The organism is Pseudomonas lurida (assembly GCF_013522705.1).
In the GTDB taxonomy this organism is placed as follows: domain Bacteria; phylum Pseudomonadota; class Gammaproteobacteria; order Pseudomonadales; family Pseudomonadaceae; genus Aquipseudomonas; species Aquipseudomonas quebecensis.
Map to the genome: position 1 here is coordinate 122,093 of NZ_JAAMRE010000010.1, position 23,495 is coordinate 145,587.

27 protein-coding genes and 1 tRNA gene are annotated in these 23,495 nt (G+C 58.7%); 22 read left to right on the forward strand and 6 right to left on the reverse strand.

Features of this window, described 5'->3' with window-relative positions; genetic code table 11:
* Positions 1 to 6 precede the first annotated feature (6 nt).
* Positions 7 to 951, forward strand: a complete 945-nt coding sequence (locus tag G7025_RS11220) for a Nudix family hydrolase (RefSeq protein WP_181079048.1) — start codon at positions 7 to 9, stop codon at positions 949 to 951.
* A gap of 117 nt (positions 952 to 1,068) precedes the next feature.
* On the opposite strand, the gene G7025_RS11225 is transcribed toward G7025_RS11220, so the two are convergent.
* From G7025_RS11225 to G7025_RS11235, 3 genes are read right to left on the reverse strand one after another with little or no spacing between them, the layout of a single operon-like run.
* Complete coding sequence (locus G7025_RS11225) at positions 1,069 to 1,647, reverse strand: cob(I)yrinic acid a,c-diamide adenosyltransferase (RefSeq protein WP_181079050.1); 579 nt, start codon at positions 1,645 to 1,647, stop codon at positions 1,069 to 1,071.
* Between the two features lie 2 nt (positions 1,648 to 1,649).
* Entirely contained in the window at positions 1,650 to 3,686 is a 2,037-nt protein-coding gene (locus tag G7025_RS11230; protein ID WP_181079052.1) for a sensor histidine kinase, read from the reverse strand.
* Between the two features lie 46 nt (positions 3,687 to 3,732).
* A complete protein-coding gene (locus G7025_RS11235; protein WP_181079054.1) occupies positions 3,733 to 4,650 on the reverse strand; it encodes a putative 2-dehydropantoate 2-reductase in 918 nt (305 codons plus the stop codon).
* Between the two features lie 123 nt (positions 4,651 to 4,773).
* Here G7025_RS11235 and G7025_RS11240 point away from each other — a divergent pair, with 123 nt between their 5' ends.
* Complete coding sequence (locus G7025_RS11240; RefSeq protein ID WP_181079056.1) at positions 4,774 to 5,259, forward strand: YajQ family cyclic di-GMP-binding protein; 486 nt, start codon at positions 4,774 to 4,776, stop codon at positions 5,257 to 5,259.
* Between the two features lie 120 nt (positions 5,260 to 5,379).
* Positions 5,380 to 6,222 carry a mechanosensitive ion channel family protein gene (locus tag G7025_RS11245; RefSeq protein WP_181079058.1) on the forward strand — a complete coding sequence of 281 codons (843 nt, stop codon included), beginning with the start codon at positions 5,380 to 5,382 and terminating at the stop codon, positions 6,220 to 6,222.
* Between the two features lie 187 nt (positions 6,223 to 6,409).
* On the opposite strand, the gene G7025_RS11250 is transcribed toward G7025_RS11245, so the two are convergent.
* A complete protein-coding gene (locus G7025_RS11250; RefSeq protein ID WP_181079060.1) occupies positions 6,410 to 7,702 on the reverse strand; it encodes an OprD family porin in 1,293 nt (430 codons plus the stop codon).
* Positions 7,703 to 8,447: 745 nt separating this feature from the next.
* Here G7025_RS11250 and G7025_RS11255 point away from each other — a divergent pair.
* Both G7025_RS11255 and G7025_RS11260 read left to right on the forward strand, forming a co-directional pair.
* Positions 8,448 to 8,873: an HIT domain-containing protein gene (locus tag G7025_RS11255; RefSeq protein ID WP_181079062.1), complete on the forward strand. Its 426-nt coding sequence runs from the start codon at positions 8,448 to 8,450 to the stop codon at positions 8,871 to 8,873.
* Positions 8,874 to 8,876: 3 nt separating this feature from the next.
* Positions 8,877 to 9,083, forward strand: coding sequence for a SlyX family protein (locus G7025_RS11260; protein ID WP_181079064.1), 207 nt, complete (start codon positions 8,877 to 8,879; stop codon positions 9,081 to 9,083).
* A gap of 68 nt (positions 9,084 to 9,151) precedes the next feature.
* On the opposite strand, the gene G7025_RS26935 is transcribed toward G7025_RS11260, so the two are convergent.
* Positions 9,152 to 9,754 carry a cold-shock protein gene (locus G7025_RS26935; protein ID WP_078734478.1) on the reverse strand — a complete coding sequence of 201 codons (603 nt, stop codon included), beginning with the start codon at positions 9,752 to 9,754 and terminating at the stop codon, positions 9,152 to 9,154.
* Between the two features lie 399 nt (positions 9,755 to 10,153).
* Here G7025_RS26935 and G7025_RS11270 point away from each other — a divergent pair, with 399 nt between their 5' ends.
* The 17 genes from G7025_RS11270 (at position 10,154) to G7025_RS11350 (ending at position 23,280) form a co-directional block, all read left to right on the forward strand.
* A complete protein-coding gene (locus G7025_RS11270; RefSeq protein WP_181079066.1) occupies positions 10,154 to 10,627 on the forward strand; it encodes a Dps family protein in 474 nt (157 codons plus the stop codon).
* Positions 10,628 to 10,809: 182 nt separating this feature from the next.
* Entirely contained in the window at positions 10,810 to 11,151 is a 342-nt protein-coding gene (locus G7025_RS11275) for a ribbon-helix-helix domain-containing protein (protein ID WP_181079068.1), read from the forward strand.
* Positions 11,152 to 11,319: 168 nt separating this feature from the next.
* Complete coding sequence (locus G7025_RS11280) at positions 11,320 to 11,541, forward strand: FmdB family zinc ribbon protein (protein WP_181079070.1); 222 nt, start codon at positions 11,320 to 11,322, stop codon at positions 11,539 to 11,541.
* A 109-nt stretch (positions 11,542 to 11,650) separates the two neighbouring features.
* The gene (aspS, locus tag G7025_RS11285) at positions 11,651 to 13,426 is read left to right on the forward strand and encodes an aspartate--tRNA ligase (protein ID WP_181079072.1); all 1,776 of its coding nucleotides are present in this window, start codon (positions 11,651 to 11,653) and stop codon (positions 13,424 to 13,426) included.
* Between the two features lie 149 nt (positions 13,427 to 13,575).
* Positions 13,576 to 14,322, forward strand: coding sequence for a YebC/PmpR family DNA-binding transcriptional regulator (locus tag G7025_RS11290; protein WP_181079074.1), 747 nt, complete (start codon positions 13,576 to 13,578; stop codon positions 14,320 to 14,322).
* 159 nt (positions 14,323 to 14,481) lie between these two features.
* A complete protein-coding gene (ruvC, locus tag G7025_RS11295) occupies positions 14,482 to 15,006 on the forward strand; it encodes a crossover junction endodeoxyribonuclease RuvC (protein ID WP_181079076.1) in 525 nt (174 codons plus the stop codon).
* Between the two features lie 67 nt (positions 15,007 to 15,073).
* Positions 15,074 to 15,685: a Holliday junction branch migration protein RuvA gene (ruvA, locus tag G7025_RS11300; RefSeq protein WP_181079078.1), complete on the forward strand. Its 612-nt coding sequence runs from the start codon at positions 15,074 to 15,076 to the stop codon at positions 15,683 to 15,685.
* Positions 15,686 to 16,744, forward strand: coding sequence for a Holliday junction branch migration DNA helicase RuvB (ruvB, locus tag G7025_RS11305; protein WP_181079080.1), 1,059 nt, complete (start codon positions 15,686 to 15,688; stop codon positions 16,742 to 16,744).
* A 139-nt stretch (positions 16,745 to 16,883) separates the two neighbouring features.
* Entirely contained in the window at positions 16,884 to 17,339 is a 456-nt protein-coding gene (gene ybgC, locus G7025_RS11310) for a tol-pal system-associated acyl-CoA thioesterase (RefSeq protein ID WP_181079082.1), read from the forward strand.
* A 1-nt stretch (position 17,340) separates the two neighbouring features.
* Positions 17,341 to 18,036 carry a protein TolQ gene (gene tolQ, locus G7025_RS11315; RefSeq protein WP_032890916.1) on the forward strand — a complete coding sequence of 232 codons (696 nt, stop codon included), beginning with the start codon at positions 17,341 to 17,343 and terminating at the stop codon, positions 18,034 to 18,036.
* 23 nt (positions 18,037 to 18,059) lie between these two features.
* Positions 18,060 to 18,512 (forward strand): protein TolR, encoded by a 453-nt coding sequence (tolR, locus tag G7025_RS11320; protein ID WP_181079099.1) that lies wholly within the window; start codon positions 18,060 to 18,062, stop codon positions 18,510 to 18,512.
* A complete protein-coding gene (gene tolA, locus G7025_RS11325; RefSeq protein ID WP_181079084.1) occupies positions 18,512 to 19,585 on the forward strand; it encodes a cell envelope integrity protein TolA in 1,074 nt (357 codons plus the stop codon). Before tolR ends, tolA begins: the two co-directional genes overlap by 1 nt.
* 17 nt (positions 19,586 to 19,602) lie before the next feature.
* Positions 19,603 to 20,883: a Tol-Pal system beta propeller repeat protein TolB gene (tolB, locus tag G7025_RS11330; RefSeq protein ID WP_181079086.1), complete on the forward strand. Its 1,281-nt coding sequence runs from the start codon at positions 19,603 to 19,605 to the stop codon at positions 20,881 to 20,883.
* A 55-nt stretch (positions 20,884 to 20,938) separates the two neighbouring features.
* The gene (gene pal, locus G7025_RS11335; RefSeq protein ID WP_181079088.1) at positions 20,939 to 21,439 is read left to right on the forward strand and encodes a peptidoglycan-associated lipoprotein Pal; all 501 of its coding nucleotides are present in this window, start codon (positions 20,939 to 20,941) and stop codon (positions 21,437 to 21,439) included.
* A 6-nt stretch (positions 21,440 to 21,445) separates the two neighbouring features.
* Positions 21,446 to 22,282 (forward strand): tol-pal system protein YbgF, encoded by an 837-nt coding sequence (gene ybgF, locus G7025_RS11340; protein ID WP_181079090.1) that lies wholly within the window; start codon positions 21,446 to 21,448, stop codon positions 22,280 to 22,282.
* 164 nt (positions 22,283 to 22,446) lie between these two features.
* On the forward strand, positions 22,447 to 23,094 hold the full coding sequence (gene queE / locus G7025_RS11345; RefSeq protein WP_181079092.1) for a 7-carboxy-7-deazaguanine synthase QueE: 648 nt from the start codon (positions 22,447 to 22,449) through the stop codon (positions 23,092 to 23,094).
* Positions 23,095 to 23,204: 110 nt separating this feature from the next.
* Positions 23,205 to 23,280 (forward strand) — tRNA-Lys (locus tag G7025_RS11350).
* A 67-nt stretch (positions 23,281 to 23,347) separates the two neighbouring features.
* Here the strand turns inward: G7025_RS11350 and G7025_RS11355 are convergent.
* The coding region (locus tag G7025_RS11355; RefSeq protein WP_181079094.1) for a transposase at positions 23,348 to 23,495 on the reverse strand (148 nt) is incomplete at its 5' end.

Consider the following 23,495-nt stretch of genomic DNA (forward strand, 5'->3'; position numbering starts at 1 on the left):
CGCACGGTGAAACGAGTGCATGTAGCAGCAGCGGTGATCCGCGGTGGCGATGGCAGGATCCTGCTGGCGCGCCGCGCCGACACCCAACACCAGGGCGGCCTCTGGGAGTTTCCCGGGGGCAAGGTAGAGGCCGATGAGTCGGTCGCTGCCGCGTTGTCCCGCGAGTTGCAGGAGGAGCTGGGCATCCAGGTCACCACGGCGCGACCGCTGATCAACGTGCGGCATGACTACCCGGATAAACAGGTGTTATTGGATGTCTGGGAGGTTTCGGCCTTCACCGGTGAGCCCCACGGCGCCGAAGGGCAACCGTTGCAATGGGTGGCGCCGCGGGATCTGTCCAACTATGAGTTCCCCGCGGCCAATGCGCCGATTGTGGCTGCCGCGCGCTTGCCGGCCGAGTACCTGATCACGCCAGGGGACCTGGACGCTGCGCCGCTGTTGCGCGGTCTTCAGAAAGCCATTGCGGGTGGGATCAAACTGGTGCAGTTGCGCGCGCCCAACGGTTACGACCCCAAATACCGCGACCTGGCGGTGGATGCGGTGGGACTGTGCGCCGGCAAGGCACACTTGATGCTCAAAGGGCCGTTCGAGTGGCTCGGGGATTTTCCTTCCGCCGGTTGGCATATGACCTCGGCCCAACTGCGCAAGTACGCCAGCAAGGGCCGTCCGTTGCCGAAGGATCGCTGGTTGGCGGCTTCGTGCCACAGCGCCGAAGAACTGGCGTTGGCCGAATTGATGGACGTGGATTTTGTCACCCTGTCACCGGTGCAGCCCACGCAGACACATCCCGACGCGCAGCCGTTGGGTTGGGAGCAGGCGTCGGAGTTGATCCACGGGTTTAACAAGCCGGTATTTTTGCTGGGTGGGGTCGGGCCTGCGGAGCGGGAGCGAGCTTGGGAAACCGGTGCCCAGGGTGTGGCGGGTATCAGGGCGTTCTGGCCGCAGGTTTGAGGTTGCTCTGGCGGGCCTTATCGGGGGCAAGCCCCCTCCCACATTGGAATGTATTCACAGATCAAAGGTGGGAGGGGGCTTGCCCCCGATTGGGCCATCCCAGTCACCGAGTCATGATCAGTGGGGCTTCGCCGCAGCCTGCCACAAAACCTCCGCGACACCCTGGCGCCTGGCAATAACCCGCGCCGCCACAAACAGCAAATCCGATAGACGATTGATATACGCCAACCCCACACCTTCCAGCGGCTCGACAGCATTCAGGTGCTGACAGCGTCGCTCGGCACTGCGCGCCAGGCTGCGGCACACATGGGCCTGGGCAATCAGCGCAGAGCCGCCCGGCAGGATGAAATTCTCCAGCGGCCCGACTTCCTCGTTCCAGCGATCGATGGCCGCTTCCAGGCGATCCACTTCCGCCGCATTCAGCGCCTTGTACACCGGCATCGCCAACTCGCCACCCAGGTCGAACAGTCGGTGCTGGCACGGCGCGAGCACTTCGATCACATCATTGAGCGCCGGGTGCTGCCCACTCTGTTCTTCAAGGCCAGCCAGCAGTAAGCCAAGTTGACTGTTCAGCGCGTCGACCTCGCCAATGGCTTCCACGCGAGGGTGGTCCTTGGCCACGCGGCGGCCGTCGCCCAGGCCGGTTTCGCCTGTGTCGCCGGTTCGGGTGTAGATTTTCGACAGGCGAAAGCCCATGGTCAGTGCTCCAGTTGGGTCAGTTCGTGGGCCGGCAATTGGCTGCCGGCCAAGGGGAGGCGCAGGGTAAAGCAGGTGCCTTGGCCAAGGGTGGAATGCACTTCCATCTGGCCTTTGTGATTGTTGGTGATGATGAAGTACGACACCGACAAGCCGAGTCCGGTGCCCTGGCCGATTTCCTTGGTAGTGAAGAACGGCTCGAAGGTACGTTTGCGCACGCTTTCGCTCATGCCAATGCCGTTGTCCTCCACCTGGATTTCGGCCCAGGGCGGATTCAGGCGAGTGCGCAGGATAATGCGCCCAGGCTCGCGATCGTCTTCACGCAAGTGGATGGCTTGCGCCGCATTCTTCAGCAGGTTGAGCAGCACCTGTTCCAGTTCGTTCGCGGTGCCAGGCACCGGGCCCAGTTGCGGGTCGAACTGGCGGATGATTGCCTGGCCTTTGAAGTCAAAGCCGATGGCCAGGTCGAAGTCGTTGCCGGCGATTTCCACCGCTTGATCGATCAGTGCCGGTAAGTCGCAAGGCGCCATCTGCCGGTTGCTGCGCCGGCTGAAGCTGAGCATATGGGTAACGATCTTCGCCGCCCGCGCCCCGGCTTGCTGGATGCCATCGAGCAACTGCGGCACTTCGCGGCTTTGCAGGTAACGGTTGACCATGGCCAGTTCGATGCCTGCCTGTTCGGCGTGTTCCAGGTTCTTGGGCAAGTCGGGAGACAGACGGCGCCGGATATTCTGCACGTTATGCAGGATCGCCCCCAGGGGGTTGTTGATCTCGTGGGCCATACCGGCGGCAAGTCCGCCGACGGAAAGCATTTTTTCCGACTGCACCATCATCTCTTCAAGGGACAGGCGCTGGGTGATGTCATCGATACGGATCACCACACCACGTCCGGCGCCGCCGCTCAGTGGATAGAACGTCAAGGCGTAATGCTTGGGCTCGTCGTCCTTGATCCAGGTCACCCGCTCGATGCGCTCCACGGTGTGTTGCTCCACCGTGGCCTTGATCTGCGGCAGGTATGGTTTGAGCGGTTGGAAGGCCAGGTAGATCGGCTGGTTCAAGGCTTCATCCAGGCGCGTACCGGAAAGCGCGCTGGCTTCCTGGTTCCACTGGGTGACGTAGAGTTGTTCGTCCAGGGCAATCAATGCCGAGGGCATCGAGTCGATGATGCTGTTGAGGTAGTTCTGGAACCCGGTGAGCTTTTTCTCGATCTTGCTGCGCACCTGGACTTCCAGTTCCAGTTTGCGGTTGGTATGGCGCGTCTCTTCGGCCAGGCCCTGGGCCTGGTCATAGGCGGCTTGGGAGTCGTCACGTGCGCGCTTGAGTTGCTGTTCGCGCGCTTCGATGCGCGAGAGCATGGTGTTGAACGCTTCGGCCAGGCTGCCGATTTCATCGCGATTGCCACGGCCGGCGCGCAGGGCGTAATTCTCTTCCCGAGTCACTTGTCGCGACAGTTCTTCCAGCTCGTGGATCGGTTTAGTGATCAGGCGTTTGATCTGCCTGGCGATCACCAGCCACAGCAGCACACTGAAAATCAGGATGCCCAGGCTGGCCGTCAGCGTGCCGGTATAAAACGCTACCGGCAGTTCGCTGCTGGCCACCAGCAGCAGATGCCCGGAGGGCTGCCCCGGACGGGGCAAGGTGATCACCTGGTTGCTGCGAAACTCGGTAACGCGCCAGGCTTCAATATGCCGGTAGTTGTCCGGCAGGTGCAGGCGATCACCGTGCTGCATCTGCGCCAGGCGGTTGCCTTCACTGTCGTACAGGGCGGCGGCGCGCAAAGGCGAATAACTGGTCAGTTCATTGAGCAAGGCATCGGCCTTGGCGGGAGAGTCCAGTGCCTCGGCGGCCAGCGCCGGGTTGGACACCAGTCGCCCGATGGCCTGCAGTGCCTGAGGCGCCATGCTTTCCTGGGAGATCCAGTAAGCGGCGCTGATAAAGGTCAGGTTGGCCACCAGCAGGACGGTGGTCAGCAGCACCAGCAGGGCCGCCAGCAGTTTCTGCCCGACCGGTAGGTTTTCTAGACGCTGGCGCAGCGGCATCAGGGTTTTCCCAGGAGAGAGACAGGCGGGCAGGGTAGCGCGTGGTTCAGTCGCGGGGCAATCCGCGCGCGAGCAGCTCGTCGACCAGGCGCACTTGCAACTGTTGCAAATGGGGCAGGTTCAATTGGTGACGAGTTGCCGCGTGGCAAGCATAGCCCAGCAGATAGCTGATTTCGGTGCGCCGGGCGTTGGCTACGTCCTGGTACATGGAGGAGTAATTGGCGGCGGTGGCGTGGATCACCCGTTCCACTTCGTCCTGTAGATCCAGCGCAGCGGCAGGCTGGCCGCAGCATTCCAGCAGCTCGCTCAGTTCCGCGCACAGCGTCGCGACTTCACAGTGATGGTCTTGCAGACCGCCATTGCGGCATTGATACAGCACGGTCAGCGGGTTGATTGCGCAATTGAGCGCCAGCTTGCGCCACAGGCGCGTCAGGATATCGGTGCTCCAGGCGTGGGGGATGCCGGCGGCGTGCAGGTCATCCAGCCACAAGGGCGGCGTTGGATGGGCCGCGTCCCCCAGCCAGGTATAGCCATGGCCGGCGAACACCACGCGCCAGTCGCCCTCGCGGAAGGCGCCCTCGGTGCTGGAAGCAAACAGGCAACGGGCCTGGGGTAGCTGCGCCGCCACGGCGTCCTGGCTGCCCAGGCCATTCTGCAACAGGATCAGCTCGACATTCGGTACCAGGCGCTGCTGCAACTGCGCGATTGCTGCTTCAGCGTCGTAGGCTTTGCACGCCACGAGCAGGCGATGAATCGGTTCCTGGCTGTCGGGTGTTTCGCCAATCACGGGGTAGGTCCGCGTTTCGCCGTGCTCCACCAAGGTCAGTCCACCCGCCGACTGATAGCTGGCCAGGCGTGTCTGGTTGCGCAGGATCAACCTGACCGGCAAGCCGGCGCGCGCCAGCCGTGCAGCCCACAATGTGCCCAGGCTGCCGGCGCCGAGAATATGCCAGGTGGTCGACATCAGTTTGTACTCCGCAGGGTCGCTCACAGTGAATGGGACGAAAGAACCGCTATAATGCCCCGGCATTTTAGCTCGGGCGCGCTCCATCTCTACTGAGCCCGCCCCTTATATTGGAGAAATCACATGCCTTCGTTCGACGTGGTATCTGAACTGGAAAAACACGAAGTCACCAACGCCGTCGAGAACGCCGTCAAGGAACTGGACCGTCGCTATGACCTGAAAGGCAAGGGCAGCTTCGAATTCAAGGAAAAGGAACTGACCGTCAACCTGACCGCTGAAGCCGATTTCCAGCTGGAAGCGATGATCGAGATCCTCAAGCTGTCACTCGTCAAGCGCAAGATCGACGCGCAATGCCTGGAAATCAAGGACGCGTACGCCTCCGGCAAGCTGATGAAGCAGGAAGTCATCCTCAAAGAAGGGATCGACAAAGAGCTGGCGAAGAAAATCGTCGCGCATATCAAGGACGCCAAGCTCAAAGTCCAGGCCGCCATCCAGGGCGAGCAGGTACGTGTCACTGGTAAGAAGCGTGACGACCTGCAAGAGGCCATCGCGGCCCTGCGCGCTAAGTCTTTCGATATGCCGCTGCAGTTCAATAACTTCCGCGACTGATCGCCCCAGGGAACCCGAGGGCGTTTTTGACGTCCCACGCCCCAACAATTGCGCCTACTCTTGAGCCCTACGGGGCTCAATTGCTTTAAGCGCCGACCGTCCATACACAGGAGAAAAGAAATGGACTTGAACGCTGAAGTGGATCACTTGATCAAGACCTCCCAGTCCTGGATCCCGATGATCATGGAATACGGCAGCCGGGTTTTGCTCGCCGTCATCACCCTGGCCATCGGCTGGTGGCTGATCAACAAGTTGACCCATCGTGTGGGCCGTCTGCTGGCGATACGCAACGCAGACCTGGCGTTGCAGCATTTCATCACCAGCCTGGCGAACATCATCCTCAAGATCATGCTGGCGATCAGTGTGGCGTCGATGATCGGCGTCGAAACCACATCGTTCGTGGCGGCGATCGCGGGCGCAGGCCTGGCCATTGGCCTGGCGTTGCAAGGCAGCCTGGCGAACTTTGCCGGTGGGGTGCTGATTCTGCTGTTCCGCCCGTTCCGTATCGGCGACTGGATCGAAGCCCAGGGCACCTCGGGCACCGTCGACAGCATTCAGATTTTCCACACGGTGCTGCGTACGGGCGACAACAAGACCGTCATTGTGCCGAACGGCATTCTGTCCAACGGCATCATCACCAATACCAACCGTCAGCCAACCCGCAAGGTGGTGTTCGACGTCGGTGTGGATTATGAAGCCGACCTGCAGAAAGCCCGCGACGTGCTGCTGGAGCTGGCCAAGGACCCACGTGTACTGGAAGATCCCGCCGCCGTGGCCGTGGTTTCGACCTTGGGCGATAGCTCGATCACCGTTTCGCTGCGCTGCTGGACTAAGACGGCGGATTATTGGGACGTGATGTTTATGCTCAATGAATTCGCACGTGACCGTTTGAAAGCGGCGGGGATTGATATTCCATTTCCGCAGCGGGTTATTCGTGTAATGCAGGAAGCGGCGCCGAAGTAATAAAAGAGCGAAAGTTTAACTTGGCCATTCGGTCAGGTTAAACGTCTCACCCTAATCTCGTTAGTTAGCTTGCTAGTTATTTTTTGTGTAATAAATTTTCAATAAAAAAGCCGGCCCTCTGGAGACAGAAGGCCGGCTTTTATCTTAAGGCCGAGGCCCTAAGTCATCGTTGTAATTAAACCGACAATTACAAGATGTTCAGCGGGTATTGCGCGATCAGACGCAGCTCGTCGAGGGAGCCCGAGTAAACCTGATCAGACGAGCGATAGGTCGCTTGACGTACGCGCAGGCTCAGATCTTTGGCTGGACCGCTCTGGATCACGTATTTGGCTTCGATATCGCGTTCCCACTCTTTACCATTGTTAGTGGTCGAGGTGTTGGCGCCAGTACCTTTCACATAACGAGTCATGAAACTCAGACCTGGGATACCAAAGGTCGCCATGTTCAGGTCATAGCGAGCCTGGTAGGACTTCTCGTCTTCAGCGTTGAAGTCGGAACGGGCGATGGAGTTGGCCAGGAAAATCGTGCCGCCGCCGTCTACGCCGTAACCGTACTGGCCGTCGCCGCTGACCTTCTGTGCTGCCAGGGTGAAGGTGTGAGCGCCAATGGTGTACGCGCCTTGCAGGCTGAACGCACGGTTGTCGAGCTTGGTGGTGCTGTCTTTGTCAGCACGTACCAGGCCGGCGCCGTCGCTCTTGGTGTCGTAGATGTTGAAGTCGACAGCCACGGACTGGTCGTCGCTGAGCGCGTGGGTCCAGTTCACGTTGGCGTAGATCTTCTTCCAATAGTCTTCCACTTTGGAGTAGTAGAGGCTGGTGGTGACCTCAGGGGTCCAAGAGTACACGCCGCCCAAGAAGTTGGCATCGCGCAGGCCGCGTTTCGAGCCTGGTTCAGAGCTGCCGATACTGTCGCGATAGGTTTGATCCTGCGCAACGATCGAGGTGAAATGACCGGCTTCCAGTTTCAGATCTTTGATTTCGTTGCTGGTGATGGAAACGCCCTGCGGCAGTTCCGGCAGCAGGCGGCTGTCATCGGAGGCGAATACTGGGGCAGTAGTGTATTGATCACCAACCTTCAAGACGGTGTTGGAAATACGGAACTTCACGGCAGCGCCGGCTTTGGAGTAGTCATCTTGCGAACGACCGTCGGACCCTTCTGGGAAAAGGCCGGTACCTGCACGACCTTTGCCGCTATCGAGCTTGACGCCCAGCAGGCCGATGACATCAACACCAACACCGATGGTGCCTTGGGTGTAGCCTGAGCTGAACAGACCATGGAAGCCCAGACCCGTTTCTTCGATACGGCTTTGCTCAGCATCATGGTTACGGCGGTCACGGCTGAAGTACAAAGCACGCGTCAGAATGCTTGCTGTACTGTCTTCGATAAAACCCTTGGAATCGTCCTGGGCGGACGCCATTGCGAACTGCGAGGTACCGGCTGAAACAGCCAGTGCGATCATGCTCCACTTCATCACGCGCATCGTGATTTGCTCCTTTGGTTTTCGGAAGAGTACTGCCGTCCCACCTGTATTTTTATCTGGGCGGCTCTTTCTTTTTTGTGTCGGCGCAAAGTTATATCACGCGGACTCTATTGACGATACTTACCCATCTTTCCTTTCAGCTTCTTTACGAGGCTGTCGTAAATTGCTAGCTCCATGTCGCAAATTCACAGTCCGGAATGTAACCGGACTGACAACTTCAATACTGTTTCAAAACGTCTTTGAAGGATTGAATGCTTCCCTGCCGTGCATTGAACCGCCGTTGTTTTTATCGCGAAACACCTGCTTCCGAACGGGTGCCGTTGCCGACGATGTGGGTGTGAATGCAACAAGCGTGCTCAAAGCGGTAACCGAATGTCATTTTTTCGTGAAAAAAGTTCCGTTCCTGTAAAAACCGCATAAGCACGGGCTTTTTACGCCCTTTTGTTTGGCCTTGACCGCCGCGTGCTCTGCCTGGTTGGGGTGAGCGCAAAACGCCTAGCCGGATAAAACGTTACCGGTTCACCCCGAAAGTGAGTAATTGGCGGATCCCTTTGAAGCATGAGTGGGTCATTTTGGTGCATCCCGGTGAGGCCCATTCCAGCGTAGCTCAAATATTGGTCTGCATCGAAAGGGTGCGGATTTTCGCTTCGATGCCTCACAGGCTGATCCGCAATGGTCGTGAAGCGACAGGCATTCAAAGGTATGCTGGGGCCCTGAATCTGACTTGCCCAATGGAGTGCCCGCGGTGTTCGCCTTAGATCAACGCCTGCAACAAGACACACTGGTCATCGGGGACTTCCCGCTGTGCCGCCTGCTGCTGTCCAACGACTCGAACTACCCGTGGTTTATCCTGGTCCCGCGCATCAACGGTATCAGCGAGGTGTTTCATCTGGATGTCGCAGATCAACAAAAGCTCTGGGAAGAGACGACCGGTCTGGCGCAGTTGCTAAACGACGGTCTGGGCGCGGATAAAATGAATATCGGCGCGCTGGGCAACGTCGTCAGCCAGTTGCACGTGCATGTGATCGTGCGCAAGCGTGATGACGTCGCGTGGCCTGCGCCGGTATGGGGCAAGCATCCTGCTCGCCCTTATACGCAAGAACAGGTGGCGGCATTGCGTGCGCGTCTGCGCGAGCTGCTACCCGTCGACTTCAATTTTGCCCAGGGCTGAATCATGGACTTGCAAGAGCGTGTTACCGACCTGGAAAGCCGCCTGGCCTTTCAGGATGACACCATCGAGACCCTCAACGACATCCTGGTCACGCAGCAACGCGCGGTCGAGCGCCTGCAGTTGCAGATAACTGCGCTGCTCAAGCGCCAGGAAGAGATGGGCGGCCAATTCGAAACCTCCGAAGAAGAAGCACCACCGCCTCACTATTAATGGCGCCATGAAAAAACCGCGACCCAGCCAGGCTGGATCGCGGTTTTTTTTGCTGCGGGCAGCTCGACTCAGCGGCGCGGCAGTGCGGCAATCACGTCTTCGGCTTGCAAGCCTTTGTCGCGATTCATGACGGAGAACTCCACGCGCTGGCCTTCCACCAGGACGCGATGGCCTTCGCCGCGAATGGCCCGGAAGTGGACGAAAATATCATCGCCCGAATCCCGGGAAATAAAGCCGAAGCCTTTGGAGGTGTTGAACCACTTGACGGTACCGGTATCCCGATTGGTCATGTCGTAGGTTTGCGACGCGGCCGCCGGGGACGAGCGGTAGAAGCTGATGGCCAGGTGAAGAACAATGGCGACCACAGCAATGACCAAGCTGAGCAGGATGGCCGGGTGGCCGCCGACTTCAGGCATGGGTGCCAGGAGGGTGAGGGTTTGTACGACGACGGTCAGTACCAGCAGCGCGCTGACCAAGTTTTGCAGTTGATGACGAGTGCCCTTGTTCCAATAAGGAATCACGGGTGCCAGCGTCAGGTTGAGAAGGCCGAACAGAGCCAGATACAGCGCGTCGTGTTGTTGCAGGTACGGCAGGCTCTCTGGTTGCAGGCTCGGTATAAAGGACAGCAGCAACGCTGCAACGCCCGTTAGCAGGTGGACGATTTTCAACATTTTGATTAACTCACGTTAAGACGGATCACAAGGAAGAGCTGACTGGCACGGTTCGCTTCTGAACAATGGGAGGCGTTGGGCACGTACGCGGGTATCAGCCTATGCCGGCCACCGCAGACATTAACGATGGCGACACGCTGCCTATTTAACAGCAAAGGCCGTGCCTTCTCAAATCAAGCATTTCGCGGTGTTGCGAAGGGTTGGGCATTTCCGGAGCAAACGCTTGTCCTAGACAGGTGCGGGTGGTTTGGGTGGATTATTTGAGAATGTTCCTACCGTGATCAGCGAATCGTCCGCATGGGCGATTTGCCGCACCTTGCCCGCTGCGCATCACCGGCGCTCTTGCTAGAGTGGTGCTGCATCTGCTCAATGAATGTTTGTCAATTGAAGGGGATAACCATGGCAATCGATATCGGTATCAGTGAAGAAGATCGTAAATCCATCGTCGATGGGCTTTCGCGCCTGCTTTCCGATACCTATGTACTGTACCTGAAGACCCATAACTTCCATTGGAACGTCACGGGCCCGATGTTTCGTACGCTGCACTTGATGTTTGAAGAGCAGTACAACGAGCTGGCGCTGGCGGTGGACTCCATTGCCGAGCGTATCCGTGCCCTCGGTTTCCCGGCGCCGGGTGCCTATTCGGTCTACGCGCGCCTGTCTTCCATCAAGGAAGAGGAGGGTGTGCCCAGCGCTGAAGAGATGATCAAGCAATTGGTGGAAGGTCAGGAAGCGGTCACTCGTACCGCGCGTGGCATTTTTCCGCTGCTCGACAAGGTCAGCGACGAACCGACCGCGGACCTGCTGACCCAGCGGATGCAGGTGCACGAGAAAACCGCATGGATGCTGCGTTCCCTGCTTGAGTCCAAGTAAGGCTCGGCCCTGAGCGGCGCCGTCCTGGCGCCGCTTGCATGTTTCTGCGCACTTCCTGGCGTTGTCCTACAGCTTTCAACTCCCTGTCTTCTGGCTCACCCCGCGCTTCGTGCTGTTTGATAGGCCCACTGCCCAATGGGAGAAACCCGTGGGCTGCTGTTTGGCAATGGAGTGTCAGGTGTATGTCACGTGCAGTATGTAATGGAGTTATGGAAGCCTGTGGCGTTCATAAGATAAAGGTCGATCCCTTTTCCAAGGGGTTCGACATGGGGCTGGCAAGGCCGCTGTCTCGATCAGTCAGGCTCAACGGGTTCTCAACATGCCTGCGTCTTGAGCAGATCTATTGGAATATCCTGACGGAAATCGCCAGGCTCAACGCCTGTTCAGTCAGTGCGTTGCTGTCTTACGTCGATCGGGAAGTGCACTTGCGTTATGGGGGGGTGAAGAACTTCAGTGGTCTGGTCAGGGTGGTGTGCGTGGTTCACCTGCTAAAGGGGCGTGCGTCTTCGCCCAGCCCGGAGTAGCCCGGGTGCCCGGTGCCGGTCCGCCATCCTGGCGGGCAGGCTTTCGGGCAGAAAGCCGGCTGCGCTGCCTCGATTAACCAGATATAATCCCGCGCTTTGCTGCGCAGGCCGGGGCTTTACCCTTCGGGCAGGCGTGGCGCAGTAACGATCTGTTCGCGAGACATCGCCATGCCCATGTACGACTATCAATGTGCTTCCTGCGGTCACCAGTTGGAAGCCATCCAGAAGATCAGCGCAGCACCGTTGGTCGATTGCCCGGCCTGCAAGGCCCCTGAGCTCAAGAAGATGTTGTCGATGCCGGGCTTCCGCCTGAGTGGCGGCGGCTGGTACGAGACCGATTTCAAGACCGGCGCCAAGAAGAACCTGGCGGGCGGCGACAAAGCAGACTGAGTTGAACTCTACGCGCAGGCTCCTGCATTATCCGTCCCCTGGCTTAAATGTCCGGTGACCGAGGCAGGCCTCCACCGAATTTCGAATTACGAGAAGTGAAACCACGACCATGATGCGCAGCCACTATTGCGGCCAACTGAACGAGACCCTGGAAGGTCAGGAAATCACCCTTTGCGGATGGGTTCACCGTCGCCGCGACCACGGCGGGGTGATCTTCCTCGACATCCGTGATCGTGACGGTCTGGCCCAGGTGGTGTTCGACCCGGACCGCGCCGAGAGCTTCGCCGCCGCCGACCGCGTGCGCAGCGAGTACGTCGTGAAGATCACCGGCAAGGTGCGTCTGCGTCCGGCCGGTGCCGTGAACAAGAACATGGCCTCCGGCGGTATCGAGGTGTTGGGCTACGAGCTGGAAGTGTTGAACGAGTCGGAAACCCCGCCGTTCCCGCTCAACGAATACTCCGATGTGGGCGAAGAGACCCGTCTGCGCTATCGCTTCCTGGACCTGCGCCGTCCTGAAATGGCCGAGAAGCTGCGTCTGCGTTCGCGCATGACCACCAGTATCCGTCGTTTCCTCGACGAAAACGGCTTCCTTGACGTTGAAACGCCGATCCTGACCCGGGCCACCCCGGAAGGCGCGCGTGACTACCTGGTGCCTAGCCGTACCCACGCCGGTTCGTTCTTCGCGTTGCCGCAATCACCGCAGCTGTTCAAGCAACTGCTGATGGTGGCCGGCTTCGACCGTTACTACCAGATCGCCAAATGCTTCCGCGACGAAGACCTGCGCGCCGACCGCCAGCCGGAATTCACCCAGATCGACATCGAGACCAGCTTCCTCGATGAAAAAGAGATCATGGGTATCACCGAACAAATGATCCGCAACCTGTTCAAGGAAGTGCTGGACCTGGAGTTCGGTGACTTCCCGCACATGACGTTCGAAGAAGCCATGCGCCGCTACGGTTCCGACAAGCCCGACCTGCGTAATCCGCTGGAACTGGTGGACGTGGCCGACCAGCTTAAAGAAGTCGACTTCAAGGTGTTCAGCGGCCCGGCCAACGACCCTAAATGCCGCATCGCCGCTCTGCGCGTGCCTGGCGGCGCGAGCATGCCGCGCAAGCAGATCGACGACTACACCAAGTTTGTCGGCATCTACGGTGCCAAGGGCCTGGCGTACATCAAGGTCAACGAGCGCGCCAACGGCGTTGACGGCCTGCAGTCGCCGATTGTGAAGAACATCCCGGAAGCCAACCTGAATGTGATCCTTGATCGCGTCGGTGCGGTCGATGGCGATATCGTGTTCTTCGGCGCCGACAAGGCCAAGATCGTCAGCGAGGCCCTGGGCGCACTGCGTATCAAGCTCGGTCACGACCTGAACCTGCTGACCTGCGAGTGGGCGCCGATGTGGGTGGTTGACTTCCCGATGTTCGAAGAGAACGACGACGGCAGCTTCAGCGCCTTGCACCACCCGTTCACCGCGCCGAAATGCTCGCCTGCAGAGTTGGAAGCCAATCCGGCAGGCGCTTTGTCCCGAGCCTACGATATGGTGCTCAACGGCACCGAGTTGGGTGGCGGTTCGATCCGTATCCACCGCAAAGAGATGCAGCAAGCGGTTTTCCGTCTGCTGGGCATCAACGAAGCGGAACAGGAAGAGAAATTCGGCTTCCTGCTCGACGCCTTGAAATACGGTGCACCGCCACACGGTGGCCTGGCGTTCGGTCTGGACCGCCTGGTGATGCTGATGACCGGCGCCCAGTCGATCCGTGAAGTGATCGCCTTCCCGAAAACCCAGAGTGCTGCTGATGTGATGACGCAGGCTCCGGGCGTAGTCGATGCCAAGGCGTTGCGTGAACTGCACATCCGCCTGCGCGAGACGCCGAAGGCTGAGTAAGGCTGCTGCGTGGAAGCGCACTGAGGTTTACGCAGTCTAAAAAGGCGCATCTTCGGATGCGCCTTTGCGTTCCAAGGGCTGTGTTCAACAGATAGAAATCCGGCCTGGGGCAGGATTGACAAGGTTTCTAGAGAATTCGGAGTTGTGTTATGGCTGGCCATTCCAAGTGGGCGAACATCAAGCACCGCAAAGAGCGTCAGGATGCCAAGAAAGGCAAGATTTTTACCAAGTGGATCCGCGAACTGACCGTCGCTGCCCGTCAGGGTGGTGGTGATCCAGGTTCCAACCCGCGTCTGCGCCTGGCTCTGGACAAGGCGCTCGGCGCCAACATGAGCCGCGACATTATCGATCGCGCCGTGGCCCGTGGGGCCGGCGCGGCCGACACCGATGATATGGTCGAATTGACCTACGAAGGCTACGGCCCGGGCGGTGTGGCGGTAATGGTCGAATGCATGACCGACAACCGCAATCGCACCGCGGCTGCCGTGCGCCATGCGTTCAGCAAGTGCGGTGGCAACCTCGGTACTGACGGGTCGGTGTCCTACCTGTTCGAGCGCAAGGGGCAGATTACCTTCGCGCCGGGCACCGATGAAGACGCGCTGATGGAAGCGGCGATGGAGGCGGATGCCGATGATGTGGTGACCAACGAGGATGGCTCCATCGATGTGTTCACCTCGTTTGCCAGCTTTTATGCCGTGCGTAACGCGTTGGAGGCTGCCGGTTTCAAAGGCACCGACGCGGAAATCGTCATGCTGCCGACCACCAGCGCTGAATTGGACCTGGACGGCGCGCAGAAAGTGTTGAAATTGCTGGATATGCTTGAAGATCTGGACGATGTACAAAACGTCTATTCGAATGCCGACATTCCAGAGTCAGTGGCCGAACAGCTGGGCTGAAGTGCGATGTGGCTTCATTGTGGGAGGGGGCTTGCACCTCGATAGCGGTGTATCAGTGGCTGTATGGGGTGACTGATACGCTGCAATCGGGGGCAAGCCCCCTCCCACATTGAATTTTCCCTGTATCAAAAAATGTGTTTAACCCAACCCGCAGGCGTTATGACTTTAATCCTAGGTATCGACCCCGGTTCGCGCATCACCGGTTTTGGCGTGGTGCAACACACCCCGCGCGGCTGTGTGTATGTTGCGTCGGGCTGTATCCGTACCGGTTCGGGTGAATTGGCCGAGCGCCTGCAGATCGTTTATCGGGGCGTGCGCGAAGTTATCCAGACCTACGGCCCGGTCACCATGGGTATTGAAAAAGTGTTCATGGCGAAAAACGCCGATTCCGCGTTGAAACTGGGCCAGGCCCGTGGCGCGGCCATCGTCGCCGGCGCGGAGGAGAGCATGGAGATCGCCGAGTACACCGCGACCCAGGTCAAGCAGGCCGTGGTCGGCACCGGCGCCGCCAACAAAGAGCAGGTGCAGATGATGGTCATGCACATGCTCAAGCTCACCGCAAAACCGCAGATTGACGCCTCTGACGCCCTGGCCATTGCCATTTGCCATGCCCATACCCGTTCCAGCCTGCTGCCTCACGGCCTCGGTACGGCACGCAGTCGTGGCGGGCGCCTGCGTCTCTGATAGCATCAGCGCAATCGTGATTTCCGGTCAGGCGTTGATCTGACCCTAAGTGTTAAGGATCTGTACCGTGATTGGACGTTTGCGCGGCATCCTGGCTGAAAAACAGCCGCCGCACCTGATTCTGGACGTCAATGGGCTGGGGTATGAGCTGGAAGTCCCCATGACGACTCTGTATCGCCTGCCATCGGTCGGCGAGCCGATAACCCTGCATACCCATCTGGTGGTGCGCGAAGATGCGCAATTGCTCTATGGTTTCATTGGCAAGCGCGACCGCGATTTCTTCCGCGAACTGATCCGGTTGAATGGCGTAGGGCCCAAATTGGCACTCGCCTTGATGTCGAGCCTGGAGGTGGACGAGCTGGTGCGTGCCGTCTCGGCGCAGGACACCTCGGCGCTGACCAAGGTGCCAGGTGTGGGCAAGAAGACTGCCGAGCGCCTGCTGGTGGAACTCAAAGACCGCTTTAAAGCCTGGGAAGTGGTGCCGAGCATGTTCGCATTGGTTCCGAACCAGCCGGATATGCCGGCGGGCCAGGTTGCGAGCGCTGAAAGCGACGCCGTCAGTGCGCTGATCTCCCTGGGCTACAAGCCGCAGGAAGCCAGCAAAGCCGTGTCGGCGATCAAGGACAAGAACCTGAGCAGTGAAGACATGATCCGCCGCGCCCTGAAGGGAATGATTTAAGTGATTGAAGCAGATCGTCTGATTGCGGCCACCGGCCCGCGCGACCGTGAAGAAGTCCAGGACCGGGCCATTCGCCCCCTGAGCCTGGCCGAGTATATCGGCCAGCCCACCGTGCGCGAGCAGATGGAGCTGTTCATCCAGGCGGCGCGCGGGCGCAGTGAGTCCCTGGACCACACATTGATCTTCGGCCCGCCGGGGCTGGGCAAGACCACTCTGGCCAACATCATTGCCCAGGAGATGGGCGTGTCGATCAAGTCCACGTCCGGCCCGGTGCTGGAGCGTCCGGGCGACCTGGCGGCCCTGCTGACCAACCTTGAACCGCACGACGTGCTGTTTATCGATGAGATCCACCGTCTTTCGCCGATCGTCGAGGAAGTGTTGTACCCGGCAATGGAAGACTTCCAGCTCGACATCATGATCGGCGAAGGCCCGGCGGCCCGTTCGATCAAGCTCGACCTGCCACCCTTCACGCTGGTGGGCGCAACGACGCGTGCCGGGATGCTGACCAATCCTCTGCGAGACCGATTCGGGATTGTTCAACGTCTGGAGTTCTACAGCACGGCGGACCTGGCAACCATCGTCAGTCGTTCGGCGAGCATCCTCGGCTTGCCCCTGGACCCGGAAGGTTCGTTTGAAATCGCTCGGCGCGCACGCGGTACGCCGCGTATTGCCAACCGCTTGCTGCGTCGGGTGCGGGACTTCGCCGAAGTGCGCGCCAAAGGGCACATCACCAAGGCGGTGGCAGACCTGGCGCTGAACCTGCTGGATGTGGACGAACATGGCTTCGATCACCAGGACCGGCGGCTACTCTTGACCATGATCGAGAAGTTCGACGGCGGGCCGGTGGGCGTGGACAGCCTGGCGGCGGCCATCAGCGAAGAGCGCCATACCATTGAAGATGTGCTTGAACCGTACCTGATCCAGCAGGGTTACATCATGCGTACGCCAAGGGGGCGGGTGGTGACGCGCCATGCTTACCTGCACTTCGGGTTAAATATCCCGTCACGATTGGGCGAGATGCCCGTGGTAGACGAATTCCTCGATGCAGTGGACGATTAAAAGCGTTCGGCTTGACGATTTATTCCAGCTTTGTGCTGTCCCAGTGACTGGCGTCGTCATTCAGTCAGTGAAAATGTTTCAGAGAATTAAAAAACAGTTGCCTGGCCGGATTGGCAACCTCAGGAGTAAGCACTAGAGTATGCGCGCGCAAAACGGGGATCAGTCGTTCGCACATCGCTGTCGCGTTTATTACGAGGACACCGATGCCGGCGGCATCGTTTACTACGTCAATTATCTCAAGTTCATGGAGCGGGCCCGAACCGAGCGGCTACGGGAGCTGGGCTTTGCCCAATCCCAGCTGGCAGGGGAGGACCTGTTATTCGTCGTGCATTCCAGCGAGGCGCGTTACCACGCACCGGCGCGACTGGACGATGAGCTGCTGGTCAGCGCTGAAGTAATTGAATTGAACCGTGCCAGCCTGCGTTTCAAACAGCAGGTCAGGCGGGCAACGGATGCAACGCTGCTCTGTGAGGGGCAGTTTTTGGTGGCGTGTGTGCGCACCATCAGTTTGAAACCTCGGGCCATTCCCGAAACTCTACGTGTGGCCTTTGCCGCCGTGAGCGGCGCGGGTAAACAATCAAAGCAGGAGATTTAGCGTGGAACCTACCGTCGTCGACCATTCCTCCATGTGGAGCCTGGTCAGCAATGCCAGTGTCGTGGTTCAACTGGTGATGCTGATCCTGGTAGCCGCATCGGTTACCTCTTGGGTCATGATTTTTCAGCGCAGCAACCTGTTGCGTGCCGGTCGACGTGCCCTGGAGAGCTTTGAAGAGCGCTTCTGGTCGGGTATCGACCTGTCCAAGCTCTATCGCCAGGCCGGCAGCAACCCGGACCCGGATTCGGGCGTCGAGCAGATTTTCCGCGCCGGCTTCAAGGAGTTCTCCCGTCTGCGCCAGCAGCCAGGCGTAGACCCGGAAGCGGTCATGGAAGGCGTGGCCCGTGCCATGCGCGTGGCCATTTCCCGCGAGGAAGAGAAGCTTGAGCAGAGCCTGCCTTTTCTTGCCACCGTTGGTTCCGTGAGCCCCTACATCGGCTTGTTCGGTACCGTGTGGGGCATCATGAACTCCTTCCGCGGCCTGGCCCAGGCTCAGCAAGCGACCCTGGCTACCGTGGCACCTGGTATCGCCGAAGCCCTGATCGCTACCGCGATCGGCCTGTTCGCCGCCATTCCCGCGGTTATCGCCTACAACCGTTTTGCCGCGCGCGGCGAGAACCTGATTGGCCGTTACTACACCTTCGCCGATGAATTCCAGGCGATCCTGCACCGTAAAGTGCACACCAGCGAAGAATAAGCAGGTACTCCCCGATGGCTTTAATCACTCGAGCTCGAACCAAGCGCAAGCCGGTCGCCGAGATGAACGTAGTGCCTTACATCGACGTGATGCTGGTGCTGCTGGTGATCTTCATGGTGACCGCGCCGATGCTCAACCAGGGTGTGAAGGTTGACCTGCCCAAGGTTTCCAGCGAAGCCTTGCCTCAGGACAACAACACCCAGGTGCTGACCATTTCGATCAAGTCCGACAAGACCTATTACTGGAACCTTGGCAGCGAAGTCGATACTCAGAAGCAGCAGGACAAGGCCCTGACCTTGCCGGCGATGACCGACGCTGTGACCAAGATCATTCGCGCCGGTAACGAAGGCGGCAAGCGCACCCAGGTGTTCATCCGCGGCGACAAGTCGGTCGACTACGGCTCCGTCATGGGTGCCATGGGCGGACTGCAGAAGGCCGGCGTCGGTAACGTTGGCTTGATTACCGAGGCGCCCTGATGCAGCAACAGCGAGAGCCGTCCGCCTCGGAAAGCTACTTCTGGCCTAGTGTCTGGGCGATTGCCCTGCATGTCCTGGTGTTCGGCATGCTGTTCGTCAGCTTTGCCATGACCCCGGACCTGCCGCCAGCCAAGCCGATCGTGCAGGCGACCCTGTATCAGCTGAAATCGAAAAGCCAGGCCACTACCCAGACCAATCAGAAGATTGCCGGGGAGGCCCAGAAGTCGGCTGCGCGCCAGACTGAAGTCGAGCAGATGGAACAGAAGAAGGTCGAGCAGGAAGCGGTGAAGGCTGCTGCGGAACAAAAGAAAGAAGAGGCGGCTCAAAAGGCCGAGGAATCGAAAAAGGCTGACGAAGCCAAGAAGGCCGACGAGGCGAAAAAGGCTGATGAAGCCAAGAAAGCCGAGAAAGCCGCCGAAGCTAAAAAAGCCGAAGAGAAACAATTGGCTGATATAGCCAAGAAGAAATCTGAAGAAGAAGCCAAGAAAGCTGCCGAGGAAGAGGCCAAGAAAAAGGCCGCTGAGGAAGCCAAGAAGAAGATAGTCGAAGACGCGAAGAAAAAAGCCGCCGAAGACGCCAAGAAAAAAGCTGAAGCAGACGAGGCGAAGAAGAAAGTCGCCGAAGACGCGAAGAAGAAAGCTGCCGCCGACGCCCAGAAGAAAAAGGCTCAGGAAGCAGCGCGCAAATCCGCCGAAGAGAAAAAGGCTCAGGCCTTGGCAGATTTGCTTTCGGATACGCCGCAGCGTCAGCAAGCCTTGGCCGATGAACGCGGTGATGAAGTCGCGGGCAGTTTCGACGACCTGATTCGGGCGCGGGCAGCGGAAGGTTGGACGCGTCCACCTTCGGCACGCAAAGGCATGACAGTAGTGCTGCAGATCGGCATGTTGCCGGACGGTACGGTGACTTCGGTCAGCGTCGCCAAGTCCAGTGGTGACGGTTCGTTCGACAGTTCGGCGGTTGCCGCAGTCAAGAATATTGGCCGGTTGACCGAGATGCAGGGAATGAAACCAAGCGACTTCGCTCCCTATCGTTCATTCAAGATGACATTCACACCTGAGGATCTAGCCTTGTGAGAAACCTTCTTCGAGGAATGCTTGTCGTTATTTGCTGTATGGCAGGGATAGCGGCGGCGGATGAAAAGAACATCCTGGTCACCAGCGGGAGCGATCGGGCCACCCCGATCGCCGTAGTACCGTTCGGTTGGCAGGGCGGCAGCGTATTACCGGACGACATGGCCCAGATCGTCAGTGACGACCTGCGCAACTCCGGTTACTACGCACCGATTCCGAAAGGCAACATGATCAGCCAGCCGAACCAGGCCAGCGAAGTCGTGTTCCGTGACTGGAAAGCCGTCGGCGCCCAGTACCTGATGGTCGGCAACATTGTGCCGGCCGGCGGTCGTCTGCAGATCACGTACACGTTGTTCAACGTGGCGACAGAGCAGCAGGTCCTGACCGGCAGCGTGTCGGGTACCACCGATCAACTGCGGGATATGGCCCACTACATTTCAGACCAATCGTTTGAGAAACTGACCGGTATCAAGGGTGCCTTCTCGACGCGTCTGCTGTATGTGACGGCTGAACGTTTCTCCGTGGACAACACCCGCTACACCTTGCAGCGTTCGGACTACGACGGCGCGCGCGCAGTGACGTTGCTGCAATCGCGTGAGCCGATCCTGTCGCCGCGCTTTGCGCCCGATGGCAAGCGTATCGCCTATGTGTCTTTCGAACAGAAACGTCCGCGTATCTTTGTCCAGCACATCGATACCGGTCGCCGTGAGCAGATCACCAACTTCGAAGGCCTCAACGGTGCACCTGCCTGGTCGCCGGATGGTTCGCGCCTGGCGTTCGTGCTGTCCAAGGATGGCAACCCGGATATCTACGTGATGAACATGGCTTCGCGCCAGATCACCCGTGTCACCAGCGGCCCGGGCATCAACACCGAACCGTTCTGGGGTAAGGATGGTTCGACTATCTACTTCACCTCCGACCGTGGCGGTAAGCCGCAAATCTACAAGTCCAGCATTGGCGGTGGCGGTGCGGAGCGTGTGACCTTTATTGGTAACTACAACGCCAACCCTAAGCTTTCGGCCGATGAAAAGACGTTGGTGATGATTCACCGTCAGGATGGTTTCACTAATTTCCGGGTTGCGGCCCAGGATTTGCAGCGCGGAACCGTAAAAATCCTTACAGATACCAACCTTGATGAGTCAGCCACTGTTGCGCCCAACGGCACCATGGTAATCTACGCCACCCGCCAGCAGGGCCGGGGAGTCTTGATGCTCGTGTCCATTAACGGACGCGTAAGGCTCCCGCTTCCTACCGCACAAGGCGAAGTCAGAGAACCATCCTGGTCCCCTTACCTGAACTGACGCGGCGCTACAAAAAGATTTGCTTAACACACTGGGGTTCATTAGGAGTTTCACGATGGAAATGCTGAAGTTTGGTAAGTTTGCTGCTCTGGCTCTGGCTCTGTCCGTAGCCGTTGGTTGCTCGTCCAAAGGCGGCGACAATGCCGGTGAAGGCGCAGCTGTTGATCCAAACGCTGGTTACGGCGCTAACACTGGTGCAGTTGACGGCTCCCTGAGCGAAGAAGCTGCTCTGCGCGCTATCACCACTTTCTACTTCGAATACGACAGTTCGGACCTGAAGCCAGAAGCCATGCGCGCTCTGGACGTTCACGCGAAGGACCTGAAAGGTAACGGCGCTCGCGTTGTTCTGGAAGGTAACACCGACGAACGTGGTACTCGTGAGTACAACATGGCACTGGGCGAGCGTCGTGCGAAAGCCGTTCAACGCTACCTGGTCCTGCAAGGCGTTTCGCCAGCTCAGCTGGAACTGGTTTCCTACGGTAAAGAGCGTCCAGTTGCTACTGGCCACGACGAGCAGTCCTGGGCTCAAAACCGTCGCGTCGAACTGCGTAAGTAATTCGTCATGCGAACGTGCCGTCGTGCTCTGACTGTATTGGCTCTCAGCCTCGCACCGCTTGCGGTGTGGGCTGCGGTTCCTGTGGAAGATAGCAACTCTGGCTATAACAATAGCGGGAGCAGTTATCCGCCGGCAGGTTATGGCACGAACGGCGCCTATGCTGGGGGGGCGGCTACGTCCGCCCCCTCGGCACAGGGCGAACTGTTCAATCAGCTGCAACGCATGCAGGATCAATTGGCGCAGCAGCAAGGCGCGATTGAAGTTCTGCAGAATCAAGTGAACCAGCTCAAGCAAGAAGGCCTGGAGCGATACCAGGATCTTGATCGACGCATAGGAGCCGGCGTTACACCTGCCGCTACTCCTGATAATTCTTCTGCCGGTGGCGCGCCAAGCGCTGCTGCCGGTGGTGCGGCAGCGGGGGCCGCTGCTGCTGCTCAAGCTCCTGCCGCCAGCAGCGAACCGGGTGATCCGGCCAAGGAAAAACTGTATTACGATGCAGCCTTCGACCTGATCAAAGCCAAGGACTTCGATAAGGCCAGCCAGGCCTTTACCGCATTCCTGCGCAAATACCCCAACAGCCAGTACGCGGGTAATGCCCAATACTGGTTGGGTGAAGTCAACCTGGCAAAGGGGGATCTGCAGGGCGCGGGCCAGGCATTTGCCAAGGTCAGCCAACTGTACCCCAAACACGCCAAGGTGCCGGACTCGCTGTACAAACTCGCTGACGTAGAGCGCCGCCTGGGTCATACCGACAAGGTCAAAGGCATTCTGCAGCAGGTCGTAGCCCAATATCCGGGGACTTCCGCCGCTCAGTTGGCTCAACGGGATCTGCAGCGCCTGTAAGCGATGCTACCCGTTTAGAAGAAACCCGCGCCTGGCGCGGGTTTTTTCGTTAGAATCCACGCCCTTTTATGAAACACGCTTCCTGGGGCCTGCGCGTTGGCGGGGTTCCTTGAAGTGCCTGACGGAGGCGGACAGCCTGTTTAGCTGTTACGCCCGTGGCGACTATGCAAGACACATTACGTATTACCGAAGTTTTTTACTCGTTGCAGGGTGAAACGCGGACCGCTGGCCTGCCCACTGTGTTTGTACGGCTGACAGGTTGCCCGCTGCGTTGCCAATACTGTGACAGCGCTTACGCCTTCAGTGGCGGTACGGTGCGTACCCTCGACGACATCCTGGAACAGGTTGTCGGCTTTAAGCCTCGCTATGTCTGTGTGACCGGTGGTGAGCCGTTGGCCCAACCCAATGCCATCCCATTGCTTAAGCAATTATGCGATGCCGGGTATGAAGTGTCCCTGGAAACCAGCGGAGCCTTGGACATTTCCGCAGTCGACCCACGTGTCAGTCGCGTGGTCGACCTCAAGACCCCAGGCTCCAAGGAAGCTCATCGCAACCGTTACGAGAATATCGAGCTGCTGACGCCCAACGATCAGGTCAAGTTCGTTATCTGCTCTCGTGAGGATTACGACTGGGCGAACTCCAAGCTGATCCAATACGGTCTCGATCGTCGAGCTGGTGAAGTGCTGTTTTCGCCAAGTCACCACGACCTCAATGCTCGCGACCTGGCGGACTGGGTGGTGGCTGACAACCTGCCGGTGCGCTTGCAGTTGCAGTTGCACAAGTACCTGTGGAACGACGAGCCGGGTCGCTGAGAGGGCGAAGAATCGCCGCAATTACAGCCTCAACGCGTTTTTTCTGATTTATTTGAAATAAGGTGTTGAATAATCCTTAGAAATCAGTATTATACGCGCCACCACACAGCGGGTCGTTAGCTCAGTTGGTAGAGCAGTTGGCTTTTAACCAATTGGTCGTAGGTTCGAATCCCACACGACCCACCATTTTTAGCGGTTTAGAAAATCCGGAAGGCCCACGTAAGTGAGGATTTCCGGGTTTTTTTTTGGTTCTTCACGGATTGCCGGGAAAGACGCTCTTGATCTTCATGAAAAAGAATTCGCTGTCCCGGTAACCGTACGCCATTCGTTTGATGACCTTTATTCGATTGTTTATTCCTTCCAACTGACCGGTGTGCATTGGCCAGCGTACCCGGCTCACG

Excerpts from the sequence above, each read along its gene's own strand:
- G7025_RS11225 (WP_181079050.1), bottom strand. The coding sequence starts at position 1,647 with ATGGGCTTTCGCCTGTCGAAAATCTACACCCGAACCGGCGACACAGGC.
- G7025_RS11230 (WP_181079052.1), bottom strand. The coding sequence starts at position 3,686 with ATGCCGCTGCGCCAGCGTCTAGAAAACCTACCGGTCGGGCAGAAACTG.
- G7025_RS11235 (WP_181079054.1), bottom strand. The coding sequence starts at position 4,650 with ATGTCGACCACCTGGCATATTCTCGGCGCCGGCAGCCTGGGCACATTG.
- G7025_RS11240 (WP_181079056.1), top strand. The coding sequence starts at position 4,774 with ATGCCTTCGTTCGACGTGGTATCTGAACTGGAAAAACACGAAGTCACC.
- G7025_RS11245 (WP_181079058.1), top strand. The coding sequence starts at position 5,380 with ATGGACTTGAACGCTGAAGTGGATCACTTGATCAAGACCTCCCAGTCC.
- G7025_RS11250 (WP_181079060.1), bottom strand. The coding sequence starts at position 7,702 with ATGCGCGTGATGAAGTGGAGCATGATCGCACTGGCTGTTTCAGCCGGT.
- G7025_RS11260 (WP_181079064.1), top strand. The coding sequence starts at position 8,877 with ATGGACTTGCAAGAGCGTGTTACCGACCTGGAAAGCCGCCTGGCCTTT.
- G7025_RS26935 (WP_078734478.1), bottom strand. The coding sequence starts at position 9,754 with ATGTTGAAAATCGTCCACCTGCTAACGGGCGTTGCAGCGTTGCTGCTG.
- G7025_RS11270 (WP_181079066.1), top strand. The coding sequence starts at position 10,154 with ATGGCAATCGATATCGGTATCAGTGAAGAAGATCGTAAATCCATCGTC.
- G7025_RS11275 (WP_181079068.1), top strand. The coding sequence starts at position 10,810 with ATGTCACGTGCAGTATGTAATGGAGTTATGGAAGCCTGTGGCGTTCAT.
- G7025_RS11280 (WP_181079070.1), top strand. The coding sequence starts at position 11,320 with ATGCCCATGTACGACTATCAATGTGCTTCCTGCGGTCACCAGTTGGAA.
- aspS (WP_181079072.1), top strand. The coding sequence starts at position 11,651 with ATGATGCGCAGCCACTATTGCGGCCAACTGAACGAGACCCTGGAAGGT.
- G7025_RS11290 (WP_181079074.1), top strand. The coding sequence starts at position 13,576 with ATGGCTGGCCATTCCAAGTGGGCGAACATCAAGCACCGCAAAGAGCGT.
- ruvC (WP_181079076.1), top strand. The coding sequence starts at position 14,482 with ATGACTTTAATCCTAGGTATCGACCCCGGTTCGCGCATCACCGGTTTT.
- ybgC (WP_181079082.1), top strand. The coding sequence starts at position 16,884 with ATGCGCGCGCAAAACGGGGATCAGTCGTTCGCACATCGCTGTCGCGTT.
- tolA (WP_181079084.1), top strand. The coding sequence starts at position 18,512 with ATGCAGCAACAGCGAGAGCCGTCCGCCTCGGAAAGCTACTTCTGGCCT.
- tolB (WP_181079086.1), top strand. The coding sequence starts at position 19,603 with ATGCTTGTCGTTATTTGCTGTATGGCAGGGATAGCGGCGGCGGATGAA.
- pal (WP_181079088.1), top strand. The coding sequence starts at position 20,939 with ATGGAAATGCTGAAGTTTGGTAAGTTTGCTGCTCTGGCTCTGGCTCTG.
- ybgF (WP_181079090.1), top strand. The coding sequence starts at position 21,446 with ATGCGAACGTGCCGTCGTGCTCTGACTGTATTGGCTCTCAGCCTCGCA.
- queE (WP_181079092.1), top strand. The coding sequence starts at position 22,447 with ATGCAAGACACATTACGTATTACCGAAGTTTTTTACTCGTTGCAGGGT.